The sequence below is a fragment of the Pseudoalteromonas sp. MTN2-4 genome (assembly GCF_042848605.1).
Lineage (GTDB): Bacteria > Pseudomonadota > Gammaproteobacteria > Enterobacterales > Alteromonadaceae > Pseudoalteromonas.
The window spans coordinates 51,703-69,915 of record NZ_BTGK01000003.1 but is presented as its reverse complement, the minus strand read 5'-3'; the positions used below and the strand labels follow the sequence as shown (position 1 = coordinate 69,915).

The following is an 18,213-nucleotide window of genomic DNA, read 5'->3' as shown; positions in this document are numbered from 1 at the left end:
TATGCCAAAAAAGACGATCCAAAAATTTTTACCTGATCACAACAAGGTCAAACAGCAGAAATCTTTAAAGATTTTTGGCAGTTTACTCCACGATGCTAACCTTTGGCATCTCAATCGCCGCTCAGCACGGGGCGCTTTTTCTGTAGGCTTGTTTTTCGCTTTCATCCCTGTTCCTTTTCAGATGGTATTAGCAGCAGCTTGTGCTATTCCTTTTAGAGTGAATTTACCCTTATCAGTTGCATTAGTGTGGTTAACAAACCCTTTAACTATGCCACCTATTTTTTACTGCTCTTACAGAGTAGGTGTATTTGCGTTAGGTCAAGAAACACAACCTTTCCACTTTGAAGCAAGCTGGGAATGGTTAGTTGAAAGTCTATCAACCATCGGCCCTGCATTCATGGTTGGCTCTCTCATTTGTGCCTCTATTGCAGCACTCATTGGCTATTTTGGTATTGACTGGCTATGGCGACATTCAGTCAATAAGGCTTGGAATTCTCGGGGCCAATAAACTCTTAAATTATAGACATAAAAAAAGCCCTTACGGGCTTTTTTTATGTCTTCAGACAAGTTTTAAGCTTTTCTTCTTCTTAACCACAATAAAGGAAGTGCGAAAAGAGAAATAAATCCAAAGCTTGCTGATTGTCTTTCATATTGTTCAGCTTCAGAAGCTGTACACTCTTCGATTGTACCACCAGCGATTGGCGTCAAAAGGACGGGAACTGAAACAGCTTCTTTCTCAATGTTACCCTCAGAGTCCTTCATTACTTGACCTAAGCTGTCTCGACGCTCAACCGTTTTAGTCGCATTTGCGTAGATATGACCGGATTCAGTGATTTTAGTTGCTTCTGCAATCGTATAAGGAAATGTACTGCCATCTTCAGCTTTACAAGGCAAGAAATCATTGATATTTGTTACTGTATCTGAACCTATTTCATATAAGAACGCCTCATATTTTGGTACTGAAGTGTTCTTCTCGATCTCTCCTTGACCAATGATCTGCCCTTGATCATTGATATCTCTTAATGTCGCTTTTGAGCCATTAAAGAATGCAGGAATTTCTTTATAGGTATCAGCGTTTATGTCATAGTAAAAGCCAACCTTTTTCCTTACTATAACGCCACCACCAAAACTCCTGCCTTGTTCGTAGTAATTGCCAATAACTATATTATTATTATTGATGTCAATGGCTTTACCACCTTGAATATAGTCTTCATGATCATGAATTCGAATAAATTGGCCATCTTTAAAATAACCTGCCTGCTCGTACGAATATAATCTGTCATCGTCAGTGTTTCTTACATTTGAGTAACCTACCGATACACCATTTTTATTCGTAGCAAGTGCAAAACTGCTGAAAGTACCTTTTTCATCTTCTTTTCGAACTAAGCCTAAACCTAACTTTTTAGTACTTATTACATTAAAATTATTATCTAGCTCCCATTGGTAGGCTTCAGTGTTGTAAAAGCTACTCCTTTGCAAATTCCATGAACAGACTTGAACTAACTCATCAACGCCATCACATTGTTCATTGTAACTTTCTTGACTATTTTCCGGGATTGATACACTACTATTACCTACGGCAATGTAGTTACCAGAATCTAGAAGCACAATATCTGCAACTGACGAGTAGCCACCATAAGTATCTAATTCAGGCTCAAGCGTAACCCTTTTACCACTTGGAGAAATAACTAATCCCCTAGAAGACCAATCTCTAACATAAAAGGTTTTATCGTCTTCGCCCTCTTTTGTAAAAACTTCTGTTCTGTAAGGTGCAGAGCCCCAGGCTGCAATAACGCCGTCGTTAGTAATTGCAGTCGGGAAGTTAGTCACTGAACGAGTAAGTGAATCAGCATTTGACGATTGAGTATCAAAAATAACAAATTCATCTGCAGAGTTTGCGGTAATTGTTAACCCAATACGGTCATTGAGTTTTTGGTATTCAGCATCGCTGCTTTTAGCAGCCAAAAACCCTAGCATAAATGAGTTAGCATCTGCGTTTGTTGCAGAAATACCATTCTTTATATCGTCTAGTGTAAAGGTGGCTTCTTCATTTCTATCTGCAAGCCGTCTAAGATAGCTATCATAGGATGTCTTTAAATCCGCATCATCGATGTCTAATTGAGACACGTCAATGGCATAATTGAATAACTCTGTTGCGGCACCTATGATGTCTCCAGACTCATTCACATCTGAGATGAATGTATTCTTGCCATTTGCATATCTTGGCAATTCAGTTAATTGGTAAGTAGCAGCAAATGCCGTACTACTAAGTACAGACAACATGCTTGCTGCTAAAATTGTTTTTTTCATTTTAATCCTTACTACTGATTCTGTAATTCTTCTAACTCTTCCCAGCGGGCATAAGCGGTTTCAAGCTCAGACTCTGTTTCAGCTAATTGGTTCAATGCAGCTTGCGTTTCCTGTTGAGGGCGCTTAAAAAACTCAGGGTCGTTGACTAGAGCTTGTTGTTCTTCAAGTGCAAGTTCAAGGGCTTCTACTTTACTGGGCAGTTGTTCTAATTCAAGTTTTAATTTGTAACTTAGTTTACTGCTTTTGTTACTTGTCTTATCTTTTTTTACTTCTTTAACAGCTTGTGCAACTTGCTGCTTTTCTAATTGCTTTGTTTTTTCATCAAGCTCAGCTTTATACACTTGATAGTCAGTGTAACCACCAACAATATCAAGTACTTCACCATCACCCGAAAACGCCCATACACTATTACAAGTGTTATCAATGAACTCTCGGTCGTGACTAACTATTAAAATCGTGCCTTGGTACTGGTTAATAATATCTTCTAACAACTCAAGCGTTTCAATGTCCAAGTCATTAGTCGGCTCATCCAAAACAAGGACATTTGAAGGTTTCAAAAAAAGTTTGGCCAATAATAAACGGTTTTTCTCCCCCCCTGACAATGCCTTAACTGGTGTTCTAGCTCGCGCAGGAGGAAATAAGAAATCTTGTAAGTATCCTAGCACGTGTCGGCTACGACCTCCCATCATGACCTCTTGCTTACCTTCAGCAACATTGTCTTGCACCGTTGCTTCTTCGTCTAACTTCTCTCGATATTGATCAAAATAAGCAACCTCTAGGTTTACGCCTTGCTTTACATTGCCAGATACAGCTTCGAGTTGACCAAATAGCAATTTAAGCAAAGTAGTTTTACCTACACCGTTTGGTCCAATCAGACCTACTCTGTCTCCACGCATAACAAGGGTAGAGAAATCATTGACGATAGGTTTATCTTTAAAAGCATGTTTCAGGTTTTTAGCTTCAAATACAAGTTTTCCTGAGCGATCTGCAGTTTCGATATTGAAATCAGCTTTACCTACTTGCTCAACACGCTGCTTTCGCTCTACACGCAGTGCTTTTAACGCTCTTACACGACCTTCATTACGAGTACGACGTGCTTTAATACCTTGTCTGATCCAGGCTTCTTCTTCGGCCAATTTTTTATCAAACAAGGCATTTTGCGCTTCTTCTACTTTCAAGTCGTGCGCTTTTTGTTCAAGGTATTTTTCGTAGTTACCTGGATAAGAAATTAACTTACCTCGATCTAAGTCTAAAATACGTGTAGCAATACTACGGATGAACGCCCTATCATGCGAAATAAATACAATACCGCCTTTAAAGTCTTTTAAAAACTGCTCTAGCCAAATAACACTGTTCATATCCAAGTGGTTCGTTGGCTCATCGAGTAGCAATAAATCAGGTTCACTGACAAGTGCTTTTGCCAAGGCAACCTTTCTTAGCCAGCCACCTGATAACTTCTCTAATCGCATCTCAGAAGTCAGCTCTAACTGTGCTAAAACCAGCTTTATACGGCTTTCAAAACGCCAACCATCTTGTGCTTCAATACGAGAAGACAGTTTCTCAAATTTATTTAGTACAGACTCAGAATAATCTGATTGCATTTGCTCGCTGACATGGTGATACTCAATCAGTAAATTAGCGATGTCAGGAATGCCATTCGCTACGTAATCAAACACTGACCCTTCAGCACCTTTTGGAGGATCTTGTTCTAGTCGAGATACTTTTAAATCACCAACTTGGTTGATTTCACCATCATCTAATTGAACTTGCCCATCAAGCACCTTCAATAGAGTTGATTTACCTGCACCGTTACGGCCAACAATACAGACACGTTCCCCGGCTTCAATAACCGCATCGGCATTATCTAATAGTGGGTGTGTGCCAAAAGCTAACTGCGCTTTTGCAATTCTGATTAAATCCATCTTAGTCTATAAACTCTTTTAATTTTTGTTCGTCGAATGGCCAACCTAGCTCTTGGTTGTTTTTATTTGCCACAACAGGGATGGTGAACTGATATTTTTCTATCAACTCTGGTTCTTCGACAATATCTCTTAAAATTATTTGCTCAGACTGTAATTGAGCATTCAATAATTCAAGGGCTTGCTCACATAAATGACAGCCCTCTGTATGATAAAGGGTAAACTTATCCATGTGTAATCAACCAACTATTATGGATCTGTTTATTGCGTTTAAAATCCGGTGAAAGTGTCTTATCAGAGATATTCACAGCCTTCAGACCTAAGCCCATTAAGGCGACTTCATCCATTTTGAATCCACGCTTATTATTAGAAAACAATAATATACCTTTTGGACTTAAAATTTTCTTCACCCACTCCATCAATTTAATGTGATCTCGCTGTACATCGAACTCTGCTTTCATACGTTTTGAGTTTGAGAAGGTTGGTGGATCTAAAAAGATCAAATCATATTGGCCTTGTGCGTGCTCGAGCCATTTTAAGCAATCAGCTTGCTCAAATCTAAAGCGAGGATTTTTGAGATTGTTTAGAGCAAAGTTTTCTTCTGCCCACTTCAGATAGGTTTTCGACATATCAACGGTTGTAACCGACTTAGCACCACCAATTGCGGCATGAACAGAGGCACTGCCTGTGTAAGAGAATAAATTTAATACACGTTGACCTTTTGCATTTTGCTGAATGTAGCGACGTGCCAGACGGTGATCTAAGAATAAACCGGTATCTAAATAATCGAACAAGTTTACTTTAAATTTTGCACCAAATTCTTCAACTACATCAACTCTATTTTGCTTATCGAAACTGTTGTATTGAGCATCGCCTTTTTGCTTTTTACGAACCTTAACTGCAATATTCTCAGCAGGAATATTAAGTTGTTCAGACGTTAAGGTGATGACATCTTGTAGACGTTTTTGAGCAACAGTATCGTCAATTTCTTTAGGTGCTGCATATTCAAAGATAACCGCTGAATCGTTATAAATATCAACAGCGACATTGTATTCAGGTATATCAGCATCGTATAAGCGGTAGGCGTTAATGCCCTCTTTTTTAATCCATGATTTAAGTGCGTTTTTATTTTTCTTTAAACGGTTGCCAAAAGCCGATGAACCTTCAAAGTTCAGACCTGTCTTCTCTTGACTCTGACTTACCTGCTTTTCGTTCACATCATAAAGATAGAGTGCAACATCAAGTGGACCATTTTTAAACTTATAGGTTTTAGATTTTGCTAATTTGAGTAATTTGAATAAACTTTCATCTGTGCCTAAAAGTGCCAATTGCCAATTTTGGAAGTACTTTTTAAACCCTAGACCCATATTTCTGTATAGGTTTATAAGCTCAGCCATCGCACCTAAACGCTCACCATAAGGTAGGTTACTTAATACAACACCAGAACGCTTGGCAACTTGAGACAATTTGTTTGCATCTTTAACACTAAAATCAATGAGATTTTCAACGCCTGCCCTGCGCGCATTTTGCTGTGCAACATTGATTACTCGCTCGTCAAAATCTGCCCCCATGATCCATAGGTTATTTTCTGTTACTTCACTTTTTAAAGCCTGTTTGATTTCATCAAATTTTGCTGGTCTGAAGCTAGGTAAGTTTTGGAATGCAAACTTACGATTAATGTTTGCAGGCACCTTGTTTGCCATTCCAACTGCTTCAATGAGTAAAGTACCCGAACCACAACATGGATCAAATAAAGGCCGGCTTACATCATTCAACCAACCACTGCGTTTTACCAATGCGGCTGCTAAGTTTTCACGAATAGGGGCTTTACCCTGACGAGTTCTGTAACCTCTGTCAGATAAACGTGGGCCTGAATAATCTAGATAAAGCATGCAATGGCTTTTATTTAATTTTGCCACAATACGAATATTTGGCTCGGCTTTATCTACATTCGGACGTTGCTCAAACAAGTCGTTGAAATAATCTACGACCGCATCTTTAATCACAAGACCTGAAAATTGAGTATTTTTTAAAGCCTGATTAGTACCATTGAATTCAATCGCAAATGTTTGTTTTGGGCCAAAGAATTCTTGCCAAGGCTGAAAACGTGCAAATTTATATAAATCTTCTTTGGTTTTTATTTCAGCATTTTCTTCTAAAAGCAGCATGACACGTGTTGCAAAACGTGTGACTAAACAAAATCGTTGTGCTTGGCTATTATCCGCCTCAAACTTTACTGAACCAACAGACTGTTTGATAACCTCTAAGCCTTGCTCTTTGATTTCATCTACTAATAAATTTTCAATACCAATCGAAGTAAGTGCGATAAATTGCAATGTTTTAACCCTATATACTTTAATGGTCGAAAGTATATCACAGGTTGTTTGTTGCTTGCCTTGTTGAGTTAAGCTGTTTTGGTAATTTTGTCAGCTAACATCAGAGGGTGAATACGATTATTCAAAACGCGTATTGCTTGAAATGGCTCTAAAGTAAGGTGTTCATCTAGCTTAAATTCAGTGTTTAAACTAATACACAATGAACTCTCAGCGTCACACTCAACGATTAAAAATTCACCGGTTTGTTCAGATGAAGTAAGTGCAATAATGGCTTCTGTTCTATCAGCATTTCCTATGTATTCGCTAAAAAACCAACTTTTTGCAAGCATGGGTTTTAAATGAAACTTAGCAGCCGTCGCATTCAAAGCTATTTGACAACACTGGGCGTCTGTCCAGACCTTAAAGTTTTGCAAATAGAAGTATACGTTTTGGTAGTATTCTGCATCGTCGATACAAAATTTCGGATTAGATACTGAGTCACCAGTGAGTTGGTATAACTTGTAGGGTGTGCAAAGTTGAAGCTCATCGCCTAAGTCAATAAGAAGTCGGTTGCGTTCATTACAACGTAACCACTGCCATTCTTTAGAAGCTTGCACTGTGAAATCTCCTGCCTACTAGCCATATCTAGATAGAGACAGGAGTATAACGAAAAATAACGAATGTTAAAATTGTTTATAAGAACAAATTTAAAAGGATCGTTTAGTTATATAACTGATCATTATAAAGCGTCGACAATACGCTTGACTAATTGCGGCCCTTCGTAGATGAAGCCTGTATATACCTGGACTAAATCGGCACCTGCGTTCAATTTTTCTTTCGCAGAATCTGCAGAGTCGATACCACCTACACCAATGATCGGAAGTTTCCCTTCAGTGATCCTTTTCAATTCGTTAACAACAAAGGTAGATTTTTCGCGAACTGGACGACCTGACAAACCACCCATTTCATCAGCGTACTGTAAACCCTTAACCGCTTCACGCTCAAGAGTCGTATTAGTCGCAATAACACCGTCAATTCGATTCTTCATAAGCGACTCGGCAATTTGTTGAACTTGCACAGCATCAACATCAGGTGCAATCTTCACAAGCATTGGTACCGATTTGTCATGTTTCGCGATTAAATCCACTTGTTCATTCTTAAGACTTTGTAGTAAGTCATCTAGAGCATCACCATATTGTAGATCTCGAAGCCCTGGTGTGTTCGGTGATGAGATATTCACAGTGATGTAAGATGCATGTTCAAATACTTTTCGCATACAGTGAATGTAATCATCTTTACCCTTTTCGTTTGGCGTATCTTTGTTTTTACCAATGTTGATACCTAAAACGCCTGTGTATTGTGAAGCTTTTACATTGTTAACGAGGTTATCAACGCCTTTGTTATTGAAACCCATACGGTTAATAACAGCATGTGCTTCAGGTAGCCTGAAAATTCGTGGTTTATCATTACCAGCTTGAGGTCGCGGTGTTACAGTGCCTACTTCAATAAAGCCAAAACCCATTTGGCCAAATGCATCGATACATTCAGCATTTTTGTCTAATCCGGCAGCGAGACCAACTGGGTTTTTGAAATCTATACCAAGAAAGTTTACAGGTTTATCTGCAACAGATTGCGACCAAGCCATACTGAGCGGTGTATTGGCAAAACGACGAAGGTTACCCAATGCAAAATCATGGGCCCACTCGGCATCTCGACCGAACATATAGCGACGCGCTAGTTCATAAAACATGAAAACTCCTTAGTAATCGTTAAAAAATCAGGGCAAAAAAATACCCCAGCAAAGCTGAGGTATTTTAGCGGTTTATAAATTATTTGGAAGTGTCACAGTTGTGGCTAAGTAACATTAATTCACGTAGCGCAACTGAAATCTTCGCAAAGTCGTGGCTCTGTGATGTCTTAAACTCTTGGAGCATATGCTGCCAACGTGTTAGCAACACAGATTGAGTGTCCATCCAAGACTCTACAAGTTCATTCACATCTGCTGTTTCAGTCTCTAGGCTGTTAAGTACAACTTCAGACAATGAACGTTGTTGCCAGTCTAGCTCTTCACGATATGAAGCACGTGCTAGTGCTTGCCAGTGGTTTGTCACTGGCTGAGCCGTAATTTGGTCCAAGAACCAATGCAGACCCATTTTCGCACCTAACTTGAAGTAAGTGTTAGATACCATATCAATCGCTTTAGACGAGTTATCTGCGACTTCAGCTAAGTCCATGACTGAGAACAAGCTAGATAGAGATACGATTCGTGTCGCAATATCAGAAGGAACGCCTTGTTCAATCAACTTATCTGCATTTTTAGCAATAGATTCAGATTCGTCAGCAACTAAGTAATCACTTAGGTTTGCACTTACATCTTTAAATGTCGGTGCAAAGAATGCAATTGTTTGTTCAATTGTCATAGCCTTATTGCGATGACGTAAGAACCAACGCGTTGCACGACGAACCGTACGACGAAGTTGATATAGCATTTCAGTTTGAACATCTGCCGAGATTTGGTTATCTAACTCAGCAATCTCATTCCAAGTGCCTGACATTTCAAAAATCGCACTTGCAATTGAGTAACAAAGTGCAATCTCGCTGTCTGAAGCACCTGTTTCTTCATGCATACGAACCATAAAGTTAAGACCCATGTCATTAACAATATTATTCGCAAGTTTAGTCGCAATAATTTCTTTACGTAGTGGATGGTTATCCATTGCCGCATTGAATTTGTCACGAAGCGGAACAGGGAAAGAATTCACCAATAACTGGCGGTAATAAGGGTTTTCAGAAACTTCATCTGTTACTAAAGACTCTTTTAGTACCATTTTAGAGTAAGAAACAAGAACAGAAAGCTCAGGACGCGTTAAGTCTTGACCTGCAGCTGCACGTTCTGCTAATTCTTCATCTGTCGGAAGGAACTCGATTGCTCTGTCTAACTTGCCATCTTTTTCTAAGGCATGGATAAAGCGGATCTTCTCTTTAAGCGTCGCTGGACCCTTAGACTTAGTGATAGAAAGCGTGTGAGTTTGACGGTAACAATCAGCCAATACCAGCTCAGATACTTCATCTGTCATTGCATAGAGTAATTCATCACGTTGCTTCTTAGTTAAGTCACCTTCTGCCACTAAACCATTAAGCAAGATTTTGATATTTACTTCATTATCTGAACACGCAACACCACCTACGTTATCTATGAAGTCAGTATTGATACGGCCACCTTTAGCAGCAAACTCTATACGACCTAGTTGGGTCGCACCTAAGTTACCACCTTCGCCAAAGATTTTAGCACCTAGTTCAAAACCATTGATACGAAGAGCATCATTTGCGCGGTCACCTACATCAGCATCAGTTTCAGATTTAGCTTTAATGTAAGTACCGATACCACCATTCCATAAAAGATCAGAAGGCATCATTAATAATGCTTTGATCAATTCGTTTGGTGTCATGCTGGCTTTTTTAGTGCCTAACATCTTTTTAATTTCTGGTGTCAGCGTAATTGATTTAGCAGCACGAGAGAATATGCCACCACCCTCTGAAATCAATGATTTGTCGTAATCCTCCCAGCTTGAGCGAGGTAGTGCAAATAATCTCTCGCGTTCTAGGTAAGAACTTGCCGCTACAGGGTTCGGGTCGATGAAAATGTGCATGTGGTTAAATGCAGCTTGTAAACGAATATGCTTAGATAGAAGCATACCATTACCGAATACGTCACCTGCCATATCACCAATAGCAACCGCTGTGAAATCAGTTGTTTGACAATCGATTCCCATTTCTCTGAAATGACGTTTAACTGATTCCCAAGCACCTTTGGCTGTGATACCCATCTTCTTGTGGTCATAACCAATAGAACCACCTGAAGCAAACGCATCGCCTAACCAGAAATTGTACTCTTCAGCAATACCATTTGCGATATCTGAGAATGTTGCCGTGCCTTTATCAGCTGCAACAACTAGGTAAGGGTCGTCTTCATCGTGACGAACAACATCAACAGGTGGCACAATGTCACCATGAATGATGTTATCAGTGATGTCTAATAGACCACGGATAAATAGCTTGTAACACTCTTGACCTTCTTTAAAGAAGGCTTCTCTTTCTGTTGGAAGCTGCTTACAAACGAAGCCTCCTTTTGAACCAACAGGCACTATAACAGTATTCTTAACTTGTTGTGCTTTTACAAGACCAAGTACTTCAGTACGGAAATCTTCACGACGGTCAGACCAACGTAGGCCACCACGTGCAACTTTACCACCTCGTAAGTGAACACCTTCTACGCGAGGCGAGTATACGAAGATTTCGAATGCTGGCAGCGGTAATGGCATTTCAGGAATAGCACTTGGCTGAACTTTGAATGAAACATATGATTTGTTCGTTCCATCAGCTTCTTTTTGGAAGAAGTTAGTACGAAGTGTTGCATTGATCATATCAACATATAAGCGAATGATACGATCATCATCCAGGTTTGCTACGTGTTCCAGATCTTCATGAATACTCGCAACTAGCTTGTCTAAAGTCTTCTGCGCAGCAGGTTTTGCAGGAGAGAACTTTTTAGTGAATAGCTCAACAATCTTGCTTGCGATCTGAGGATAATGCTCAAAAGTATTCTCGATGTATGACTGAGAGAAAGTAACACCGATTTGACGCATATACTTAGCGTATGCACGAAGAATTGACGCTTCGCGACCTTTTAAGCCGCCCATAAGCACTAGACGGTTAAAACCATCATTTTCTAAAAGGTTGTTCCAAACATTTGTCAGTGCTGCACGGAAACGCGCTGAAACTTGATTGAAATCAGAAATTCCTTTGCTATCAAGTAGCATAGAGAAATCCATGATCCAGTTAACTTGACCATCGCTGGTCTTCACTGCATACGGTGTTTCACCGATGACACGTAAACCAAAGTTTTCAAGCATCGGCATTACGTCTGACAAGTGTATAGGCTCATCCTTATGGAATAAGCTTAAACGAACAATGTTAGAATTTGCTTCTTCTTGAGGGCGATAGAACAACATTTCTAGTTTGTTCTCTTCGTCTAGCGTTTCAAGTTTTTCAATATCCACAACCGCAGCCGAAGGTAAAACTTGATCTTTATATGCTGACGGGAACGCATTGCTATATTTGCGGTTTAGCTCATTACCGCGAGACTCACCGTTGCTCTCTAAAAGCGCTGCTTGAAGCTTATCTTCCCAAGTGCGGGCTGCTTCAACTAAATTATTTTCGATATCTTTCACGTTATATTCAATATTGTTGTCAGCTACACGCACGATATAATGTGTACGCGCTAACGTAGATTCTGAGAAGAAAGTGGTAAATTCAACTTTATCCGTTGAATTAAATGAACGGGCTAGGAGTTGCTGTGTTTCGCGACGAAGCGCAGTGTTATATCGTTCTCGAGGCACATACACCATACATGAGAAGAAACGGCCATAAACATCTTTGCGGATGAATAAACGACACATGTTACGCTCTTGTACCTGCAAAACACCAGTTGCAACTTCTAAAAGCTCAGCTTCACGAGCTTGAACTAATTCATCACGAGGATATGTTTCAAGGATGTTCAATACTGCTTTGTATGCGTGCGTGCCTTTTGCAAAATCACATGCTTCCATGATGCGATTAATTTTGCTCTCTAAGATTGGCACATCTGCTGCGCTGTTGTTATAAAAGCTTGAAGAGAATAAACCAATAAAGCGGTCTTCCCCTACTACATTGCCTTTATCATCAAAACGTTTGATACCTACATAATCAACATAAGCTGGTCTGTGTACACGCGATAACGAATTTGTTTTTGTAAGAATTAATAAGTTATTGCTACGTGCTTCTTTACGAGCAACTTCTGGTAACTCAGAAAGTAAACGACTGTTTTCATCAGACGTATTTTTCATAAGACCTAAAGAAGTGCCTGAAACCGGTTTTAACTCGTAGTCCCCTTGCACTGGGTTCAAGTCATACTGGCGATAGCCCATGAAAGTGAAGTTATCTTTCACTAACCATTCTAAGAATTCTGCTGCTTCTTTTACTTCAGCTTCAGAACAACCAAAGTTACGAGATGGTAACTCATTTGTCACAGAAACAAGTTTGTCTCTGATTGGTAACCAGTCAGCCACAGCAAGCGAAACGTCTTTTAGAACTGACTGCAATTCACTTGTCAAAGTTTCGATTGCTTGTGTATCTGTTTGACGATCAATTTCGATAAAGAAAACAGTTTTAGTAGAATTTGATTCTTGCTCGGCTTTTAAGTTTGAGATTGCTGAGATTTGGCTGTTTTCGTCACGTTTGATTTTCAACGGACTGTGAAGAAGAAGATGAGAGACGATGTTCAGACGATTCATTGCCATACGCACTGAATCAACCAAGAACGGCATGTCGTTTGCAATGATCTCAACAATAGTATGAGACGATTGCCAACCATCTTTTGATACCTCTGGGTTAAACACTCTAATTACGGCTTCATCAGACGTATTTTTTTCAAGTGAATTCCAAAGGCTCAGTGCTGCACCGTATAGGTCACTGTCGTTACGTTTTGCCAGATCCTCTTTAGACATATTGCTGTACAAGGCTTTGGCAAAAGTTTCAACGAGTGACACATTGTCTGCATGAACTTTCTTTTGGATCAACTTACATACATTATCTAAGATAACAGATGCTGGACCTTCATTTTGTGTCATATGTGTTCCTTAATCTATACCACCTTGAACGGTAGATTATTTGTACAGCCATTTATTAGCGTGGAGTCAGGTAAATTCTAACCTTTCTGACGCTAATAAACAGCTTTTTCGACGAAAACATTTCAAGCTTTTCAGCCATTTGCTCATCTATTCACAAATAATAGATATAAATAGGCAATCCTTGCCATTTTACAGCACATTTATTCACAATTTTTTTTCTGGTCAGGCCAGAGAAGTGTCCCTATAGCAGGCAATAACAGGACTGCACCAAGCATATTCACTAAAAACATGAAGGTGAGCAGAATACCCATATCTACTTGGAATTTAAGTGCAGAGAATATCCAAGTACTCACACCTATTGCTAGCGTAATACCCGTGAATAATACAGCACTGCCACGTTCAGCAAGAGCATTACGATAGGCAATCGCTAAAGGTACATTTTGCTTAAGCTGTGTCATCATCGATGAAAGGATATAGATACCATAGTCAACACCAATGCCCACACCGAGAGCAATAACTGGTAATGTTGATACAGTTAAACCAATTTCCAGCTTCACCATCAGTGCTTGCGCCAAAGTTGATACAATGTACAGAGGTAGGACAACTGCAATCGTCGCTTTAACACTTCTAAAGCTCAATAAGCATAGAATGATGACTGCACCATATACATAGATCATCATCGGAATTTGTGCTTCAGCTACCGACTCATTGGTCGCTGCCATTACCCCTATCGGGCCCGAAGCTAACTTGAATTGAACTTGGTCAGTATTCTCTATCGTCGCAAACTCTTTGATCTTAGCAACCACATGGTCAATGGTTTCAGCTTTGTGATCTTCCATAAAAATAACAATCGGCATCACAGAGCAATCGCCGTTTAGTAAACCCGTGCTCGTTTCAACACGAGAAGTTGCCTGAACTAAAGAAGCACTATTACGTGGAAGCGTTTGCCACTTCAGGTTGCCTTCGTTGTAGCCTGCATTCACTGATTGCGCAACAGAACTTAAAGACACCGCCGATTGAACACCTTCTAAGTTCTCAATTCTCCATTGGAAACGACTAACTCGTTCCATGGTCTCAAACTCAGTACAGGCTGCTGGGTACGCTTCTACTAGTACCTTGAGAATATCTGAAGAAATCGTATATCTGTCATTAATCAAGAAGGTATCTTGATTGTATCTTGCTGTTTCATGAAGCGCTGGTGCGCCAGCGTGCAAATCACCTATCTTCATGTTGTTTGATTGCCAATAACCAAAAGCGAATAGCACCACAGATACAAAAATAATCACTTTCGCTTTTTTAGGGTCTGTCGCTGCAACTAAACTTTCACGCATCGCAGTGAATAACTTATGCGAGGCTGTATCACCATCATCAACACGGTGGATCTTTGAAGGGTTAAAATAAGAAGCTAAGACTGGTAACAACAGTAAATTAGTAAAGATAATTACGGCAACACCTAAACTCGCTGTGATAGCAAGCTCACGAATAATGCCTATATCAATTGCTAGTAGCGTTAAGAAACCAACTGTGTCTGATAGTAATGCGATACCACCCGGAATAAGTAGCGCCTTAAAACTGGCTTGCGCGGCAACTTTACTCGATACCCCTTCAGATACTTTCTTACCGATTGCATTGATCATTTGCACGCCATGGCTCACACCAATTGCAAACACTAAGAATGGCACCAGAATTGACATAGGATCTAGGCCAAAGCCTAGAGAAGACAACAAGCCCATTTGCCAAATAACAGCAATTAATGAACATAAAATAGGTAGCAGCGTTAATTTAAAACTTTTGCAGAATAACCACACCATTATAAAGGTGAAAACGATAGCAATAACAAAAAATAAAACTACACCTTTTGCACCGTCTGCGATATCACCAGCCATTTTCGCGAAGCCAATAATATGAATACTCACATTATCATTCTCTAGAGGCTTGCGAATTTCATCTTCTAATTTTTTAGCAAACGCCAACGTATCTAACTTTTCCTGTGTTTGTGGATCCGTCTCTAGTAATTGCGCTGTTACCATGGCACAACTGTAGTCACTGGCAATCATGCGCCCTACTACATTGGCTTTTTCAATGTTTTGCTTTACGACTGCTAAACCATCATCTGTTGGTGCAAAATTAGCAGGAATAATAGGTCCACCGGCGAAGCCATCTTCTACAACTTCCACAAAGCGTGCGCTCGGTGAAAAGATTGAATTAACCAATGGTCTATTTACACCAGGAATAAAATAGAGTTGGTCGTGTACTGACTTCAGTGTAGAGAAAAATGGTTCGTTGAAAATGTCGCCATTTGCATCACACACTGAAATTAAAATACTGTTAGCACCACCGAACTGCTTTTCATGTTTAAGATACACTTTCATGTAGTCATGTTGCAGAGGAATATTCTTCGTAAACGCGGCGTCTAGTTGAATATGTGTTGCTTTGTAGCAAAGAAAAATAGTGGCGAATAAAAAAGCCAAAACCATAAAGAGTCTGTGACGGAATACGACATATTCGAGTTTATTTAATATAGCTTGCATTACTTGCTATCTCCCCAAGTAATTAGCCCTTTTTCTGTTGCCATAATTACTTTATTGTTAAATATGGTCGCTGACAAAATTGCATGACCTGAAGGCAGTTGTTCACTGGAAACCTTTTGACCATCAAAAGCATGGATTAACCCAGAGTTTGCAAACAGTAATGTTGAATCCTTAAATGGCAAAATCGTATTAATTGTTGCCGTTTGCGCAATGTCGATTTCAGTAAAATCAGTATCACTTTGAGACTTAGTAAAAGCATTACCTCTTAGCCCTGCAACCAGAATTTGGCCATTTGCTGATTCATTAACACTAAAAAAGGAACCAGGGTAAAACTCTTCAAATTTTTGCCAAGAAATGCCTTTGTCTACACTTTTGGCCACTAAGCCCATTTCACCCACTAGATAAAAAACACTATCTTTAATTAGCAAACGGTTAAAATGCGGAAGAATAAACTTAATTTCGTCTTGATAGGCTTCAGGATCATCCTGCTTTAGTTCTTCAAGATATTCTTTGTCATCAGGGTGCACAAAATCACTGATGAATTGAGGCTGCCAAGTTTGGCCGCCATTACTGGTTTTATAAAACATGCCATAGGCACCAATAGCAAAACCTGTATTTTCATCGATAAATTCAATATCTAAGCATGGTTTACCTTGTTCTGGTAAGTATTGCTGTAATTGCCAAGTTTTACCATTATCTGAGCTATGTACTATGGTTGCATCATGACCACATGCCCATGCTGCTTTATCAGATTTTATAGTCACAGCGGTCAAAAGAGATTGAACAGGCACTTCAGCTTGTTGCCAATTGTGCCCATCTAGTGAAGTCACAATAGTGCCAAACTTGCCAACTGCAACGACTTGATTAGCTGTGCTATCTATATCGGTAAATAATGTTGAATTTGGTTTTGCAACTTGTAATGAAGCTGACGGTGCTGATACTACTTCATAGGAAGATAAAGCCGCCATTAAGCAAAACGCATACTGATTAAATTTCATGATGAATACTCGAACATCTGTTGTCGAAGACAAAGGAAGTTTGTCTTGAATGTTGAATAAAGTGGCTGGGTGACAGCCACTTTTTATTTATTTTTGAAGATTAACGCTTACCTTCACGACGAAGTGCACTTTGCGTAAACTCATTGTCTTTAAATGACTGAGTGAAGTCATACATTGACTCTTCATTATCAAGACCAATCGCTAAATAACGACGAGAATTTAGATCATGATAAACATCTAAAGTACTCCAATGCGTAGGCACATCATAGTAGTTTAGACCATGTGCCATAGCCACGCGGTACATTTGATCACGGTTATCATAAATATCCGTAACATGGATCTGCCAGCTATCTTCGTCTATGTAGAATACGCGCTTCTTATAAATATGGCGGGTACCTTCTTTAAGATTTGCTTCAACAACCCATACTCGGTGCTTCTCATAGCGCACATGTTCAGGATTGATATGGCCTGCATGAAGAATGTCATCATACTTTAGCTTATCGCTGTGAAGCTTATAGCTGTTGTACGGAATGTACATTTCTTTTTTACCTTTCAAAGTCCACTCATAGCGATTTGGTGAACCGTTGAACATATCGAAATCATCAGTTGTACGAAGACTATCTGAGGCTGTTCCAGGTGCGTCATACGCAACATTTGGTGCACGACGAACACGGCGTTGACCTGTGTTGTATGTCCAAGCTTGACGAGGCGTTAAAATTTGGTCCATGGTTTCATGTACAAGAAGCGCAGTACCTGCAAGTCGTGCTGGTTCTGTAACCTTTTGCTTAAATTTAAATAATACATTCGACTCTTGAAGAGCTTCAGGCGTTGCCGCTGGATCAGAGTATTTAACAAGTAACTTTTCATCAAAGCCGATAATGTTATATGAACCAGACGCCGTAGGCATTGCTTGACCACCAAAGCGTGCGATTGATAGACCACGGTATCGTAATAAATGGTTCCAGATTGCTTCTAAACCATTTGCAGGCACTGGAAATGGAATACCAATAGCCGTATTTTTAATACCATTACCACCTTCAATTAGTTCTGCGGTAGTTGCATACTTCTTAGTAGCATCATAAACAAACTGAGGATACGCAGCACTTCGGCGTGTTGGGTAAACGTTCATTTTGAAAGTATCTGGATACGTTTCAAATAACGCAATTTGGCCCGGACTTAATAAATCTTTATGCTTATCAAGATTACTCTTATCGATAGTTAGAATAACTTTATCATCAGCATATGGGTCAATATGGTGCATGCCCGGTTCAAAGCCTGCGGGTGGCTTGGTAATACCACCTGTCCATGCCGGAATTGAACCATCAGCGTTGCCCGCTTTTTCTGCACCAATTGGCGTTAAATCAGCACCTAATCTAGCTACTTGCTCAGCAGTCATATCTGCATGAGCGAATGGAGCAGCCATCATTGTTATTATTGTTGCTGCGATCATGCTTGGTTTTTTAAACATATAA

11 protein-coding genes are annotated in these 18,213 nt (G+C 39.7%); 1 reads left to right on the top strand and 10 read right to left on the bottom strand.

From position 1 onward, the window contains the following. Position 1: 1 nt before the first annotated feature. Complete coding sequence (locus ACGHEH_RS09195; protein WP_138478583.1) at positions 2-508, top strand: DUF2062 domain-containing protein; 507 nt, start codon at positions 2-4, stop codon at positions 506-508. Positions 509-570: 62 nt separating this feature from the next. Here the strand turns inward: ACGHEH_RS09195 and ACGHEH_RS09190 are convergent, their stop codons facing one another. From ACGHEH_RS09190 to ACGHEH_RS09145, 10 genes are all read right to left on the bottom strand, one after another. After that, complete coding sequence (locus ACGHEH_RS09190; protein ID WP_390444342.1) at positions 571-2,310, bottom strand: DUF3466 family protein; 1,740 nt, start codon at positions 2,308-2,310, stop codon at positions 571-573. A gap of 11 nt (positions 2,311-2,321) precedes the next feature. Continuing rightward, the gene (locus ACGHEH_RS09185; protein ID WP_390444339.1) at positions 2,322-4,232 is read right to left on the bottom strand and encodes an ABC transporter ATP-binding protein; all 1,911 of its coding nucleotides are present in this window, start codon (positions 4,230-4,232) and stop codon (positions 2,322-2,324) included. Between the two features lies 1 nt (position 4,233). After that, positions 4,234-4,461 (bottom strand): glutaredoxin family protein, encoded by a 228-nt coding sequence (locus ACGHEH_RS09180; RefSeq protein WP_390444336.1) that lies wholly within the window; start codon positions 4,459-4,461, stop codon positions 4,234-4,236. Further along, positions 4,454-6,565, bottom strand: coding sequence for a bifunctional 23S rRNA (guanine(2069)-N(7))-methyltransferase RlmK/23S rRNA (guanine(2445)-N(2))-methyltransferase RlmL (rlmKL, locus tag ACGHEH_RS09175; protein WP_390444333.1), 2,112 nt, complete (start codon positions 6,563-6,565; stop codon positions 4,454-4,456). The genes ACGHEH_RS09180 and rlmKL overlap by 8 nt, the downstream gene beginning before the upstream one ends. A 68-nt stretch (positions 6,566-6,633) precedes the next feature. Next, positions 6,634-7,161: a cell division protein ZapC domain-containing protein gene (locus tag ACGHEH_RS09170; protein ID WP_390444330.1), complete on the bottom strand. Its 528-nt coding sequence runs from the start codon at positions 7,159-7,161 to the stop codon at positions 6,634-6,636. 122 nt (positions 7,162-7,283) lie between these two features. Continuing rightward, complete coding sequence (gene pyrD, locus ACGHEH_RS09165) at positions 7,284-8,294, bottom strand: quinone-dependent dihydroorotate dehydrogenase (protein ID WP_390444328.1); 1,011 nt, start codon at positions 8,292-8,294, stop codon at positions 7,284-7,286. 79 nt (positions 8,295-8,373) lie between these two features. After that, entirely contained in the window at positions 8,374-13,212 is a 4,839-nt protein-coding gene (locus tag ACGHEH_RS09160; RefSeq protein WP_390444326.1) for an NAD-glutamate dehydrogenase, read from the bottom strand. Positions 13,213-13,412: 200 nt separating this feature from the next. Then, on the bottom strand, positions 13,413-15,743 hold the full coding sequence (locus tag ACGHEH_RS09155; protein WP_390444323.1) for an RND family transporter: 2,331 nt from the start codon (positions 15,741-15,743) through the stop codon (positions 13,413-13,415). Beyond that, a complete protein-coding gene (locus tag ACGHEH_RS09150; protein ID WP_390444320.1) occupies positions 15,743-16,741 on the bottom strand; it encodes a YCF48-related protein in 999 nt (332 codons plus the stop codon). Before ACGHEH_RS09150 ends, ACGHEH_RS09155 begins: the two co-directional genes overlap by 1 nt. A 100-nt stretch (positions 16,742-16,841) precedes the next feature. Further along, entirely contained in the window at positions 16,842-18,209 is a 1,368-nt protein-coding gene (locus ACGHEH_RS09145; protein WP_390444317.1) for a DUF1329 domain-containing protein, read from the bottom strand. Between the last annotated feature and the right edge of the window lie 4 nt (positions 18,210-18,213).

Coding starts and splice junctions, on each gene's coding strand:
- ACGHEH_RS09195 (WP_138478583.1), top strand. CDS start 2: ATGCCAAAAAAGACGATCCAAAAATTTTTACCTGATCACAACAAGGTC.
- ACGHEH_RS09190 (WP_390444342.1), bottom strand. CDS start 2,310: ATGAAAAAAACAATTTTAGCAGCAAGCATGTTGTCTGTACTTAGTAGT.
- ACGHEH_RS09185 (WP_390444339.1), bottom strand. CDS start 4,232: ATGGATTTAATCAGAATTGCAAAAGCGCAGTTAGCTTTTGGCACACAC.
- ACGHEH_RS09180 (WP_390444336.1), bottom strand. CDS start 4,461: ATGGATAAGTTTACCCTTTATCATACAGAGGGCTGTCATTTATGTGAG.
- pyrD (WP_390444328.1), bottom strand. CDS start 8,294: ATGTTTTATGAACTAGCGCGTCGCTATATGTTCGGTCGAGATGCCGAG.
- ACGHEH_RS09160 (WP_390444326.1), bottom strand. CDS start 13,212: ATGACACAAAATGAAGGTCCAGCATCTGTTATCTTAGATAATGTATGT.
- ACGHEH_RS09155 (WP_390444323.1), bottom strand. CDS start 15,743: ATGCAAGCTATATTAAATAAACTCGAATATGTCGTATTCCGTCACAGA.
- ACGHEH_RS09150 (WP_390444320.1), bottom strand. CDS start 16,741: ATGAAATTTAATCAGTATGCGTTTTGCTTAATGGCGGCTTTATCTTCC.
- ACGHEH_RS09145 (WP_390444317.1), bottom strand. CDS start 18,209: ATGTTTAAAAAACCAAGCATGATCGCAGCAACAATAATAACAATGATG.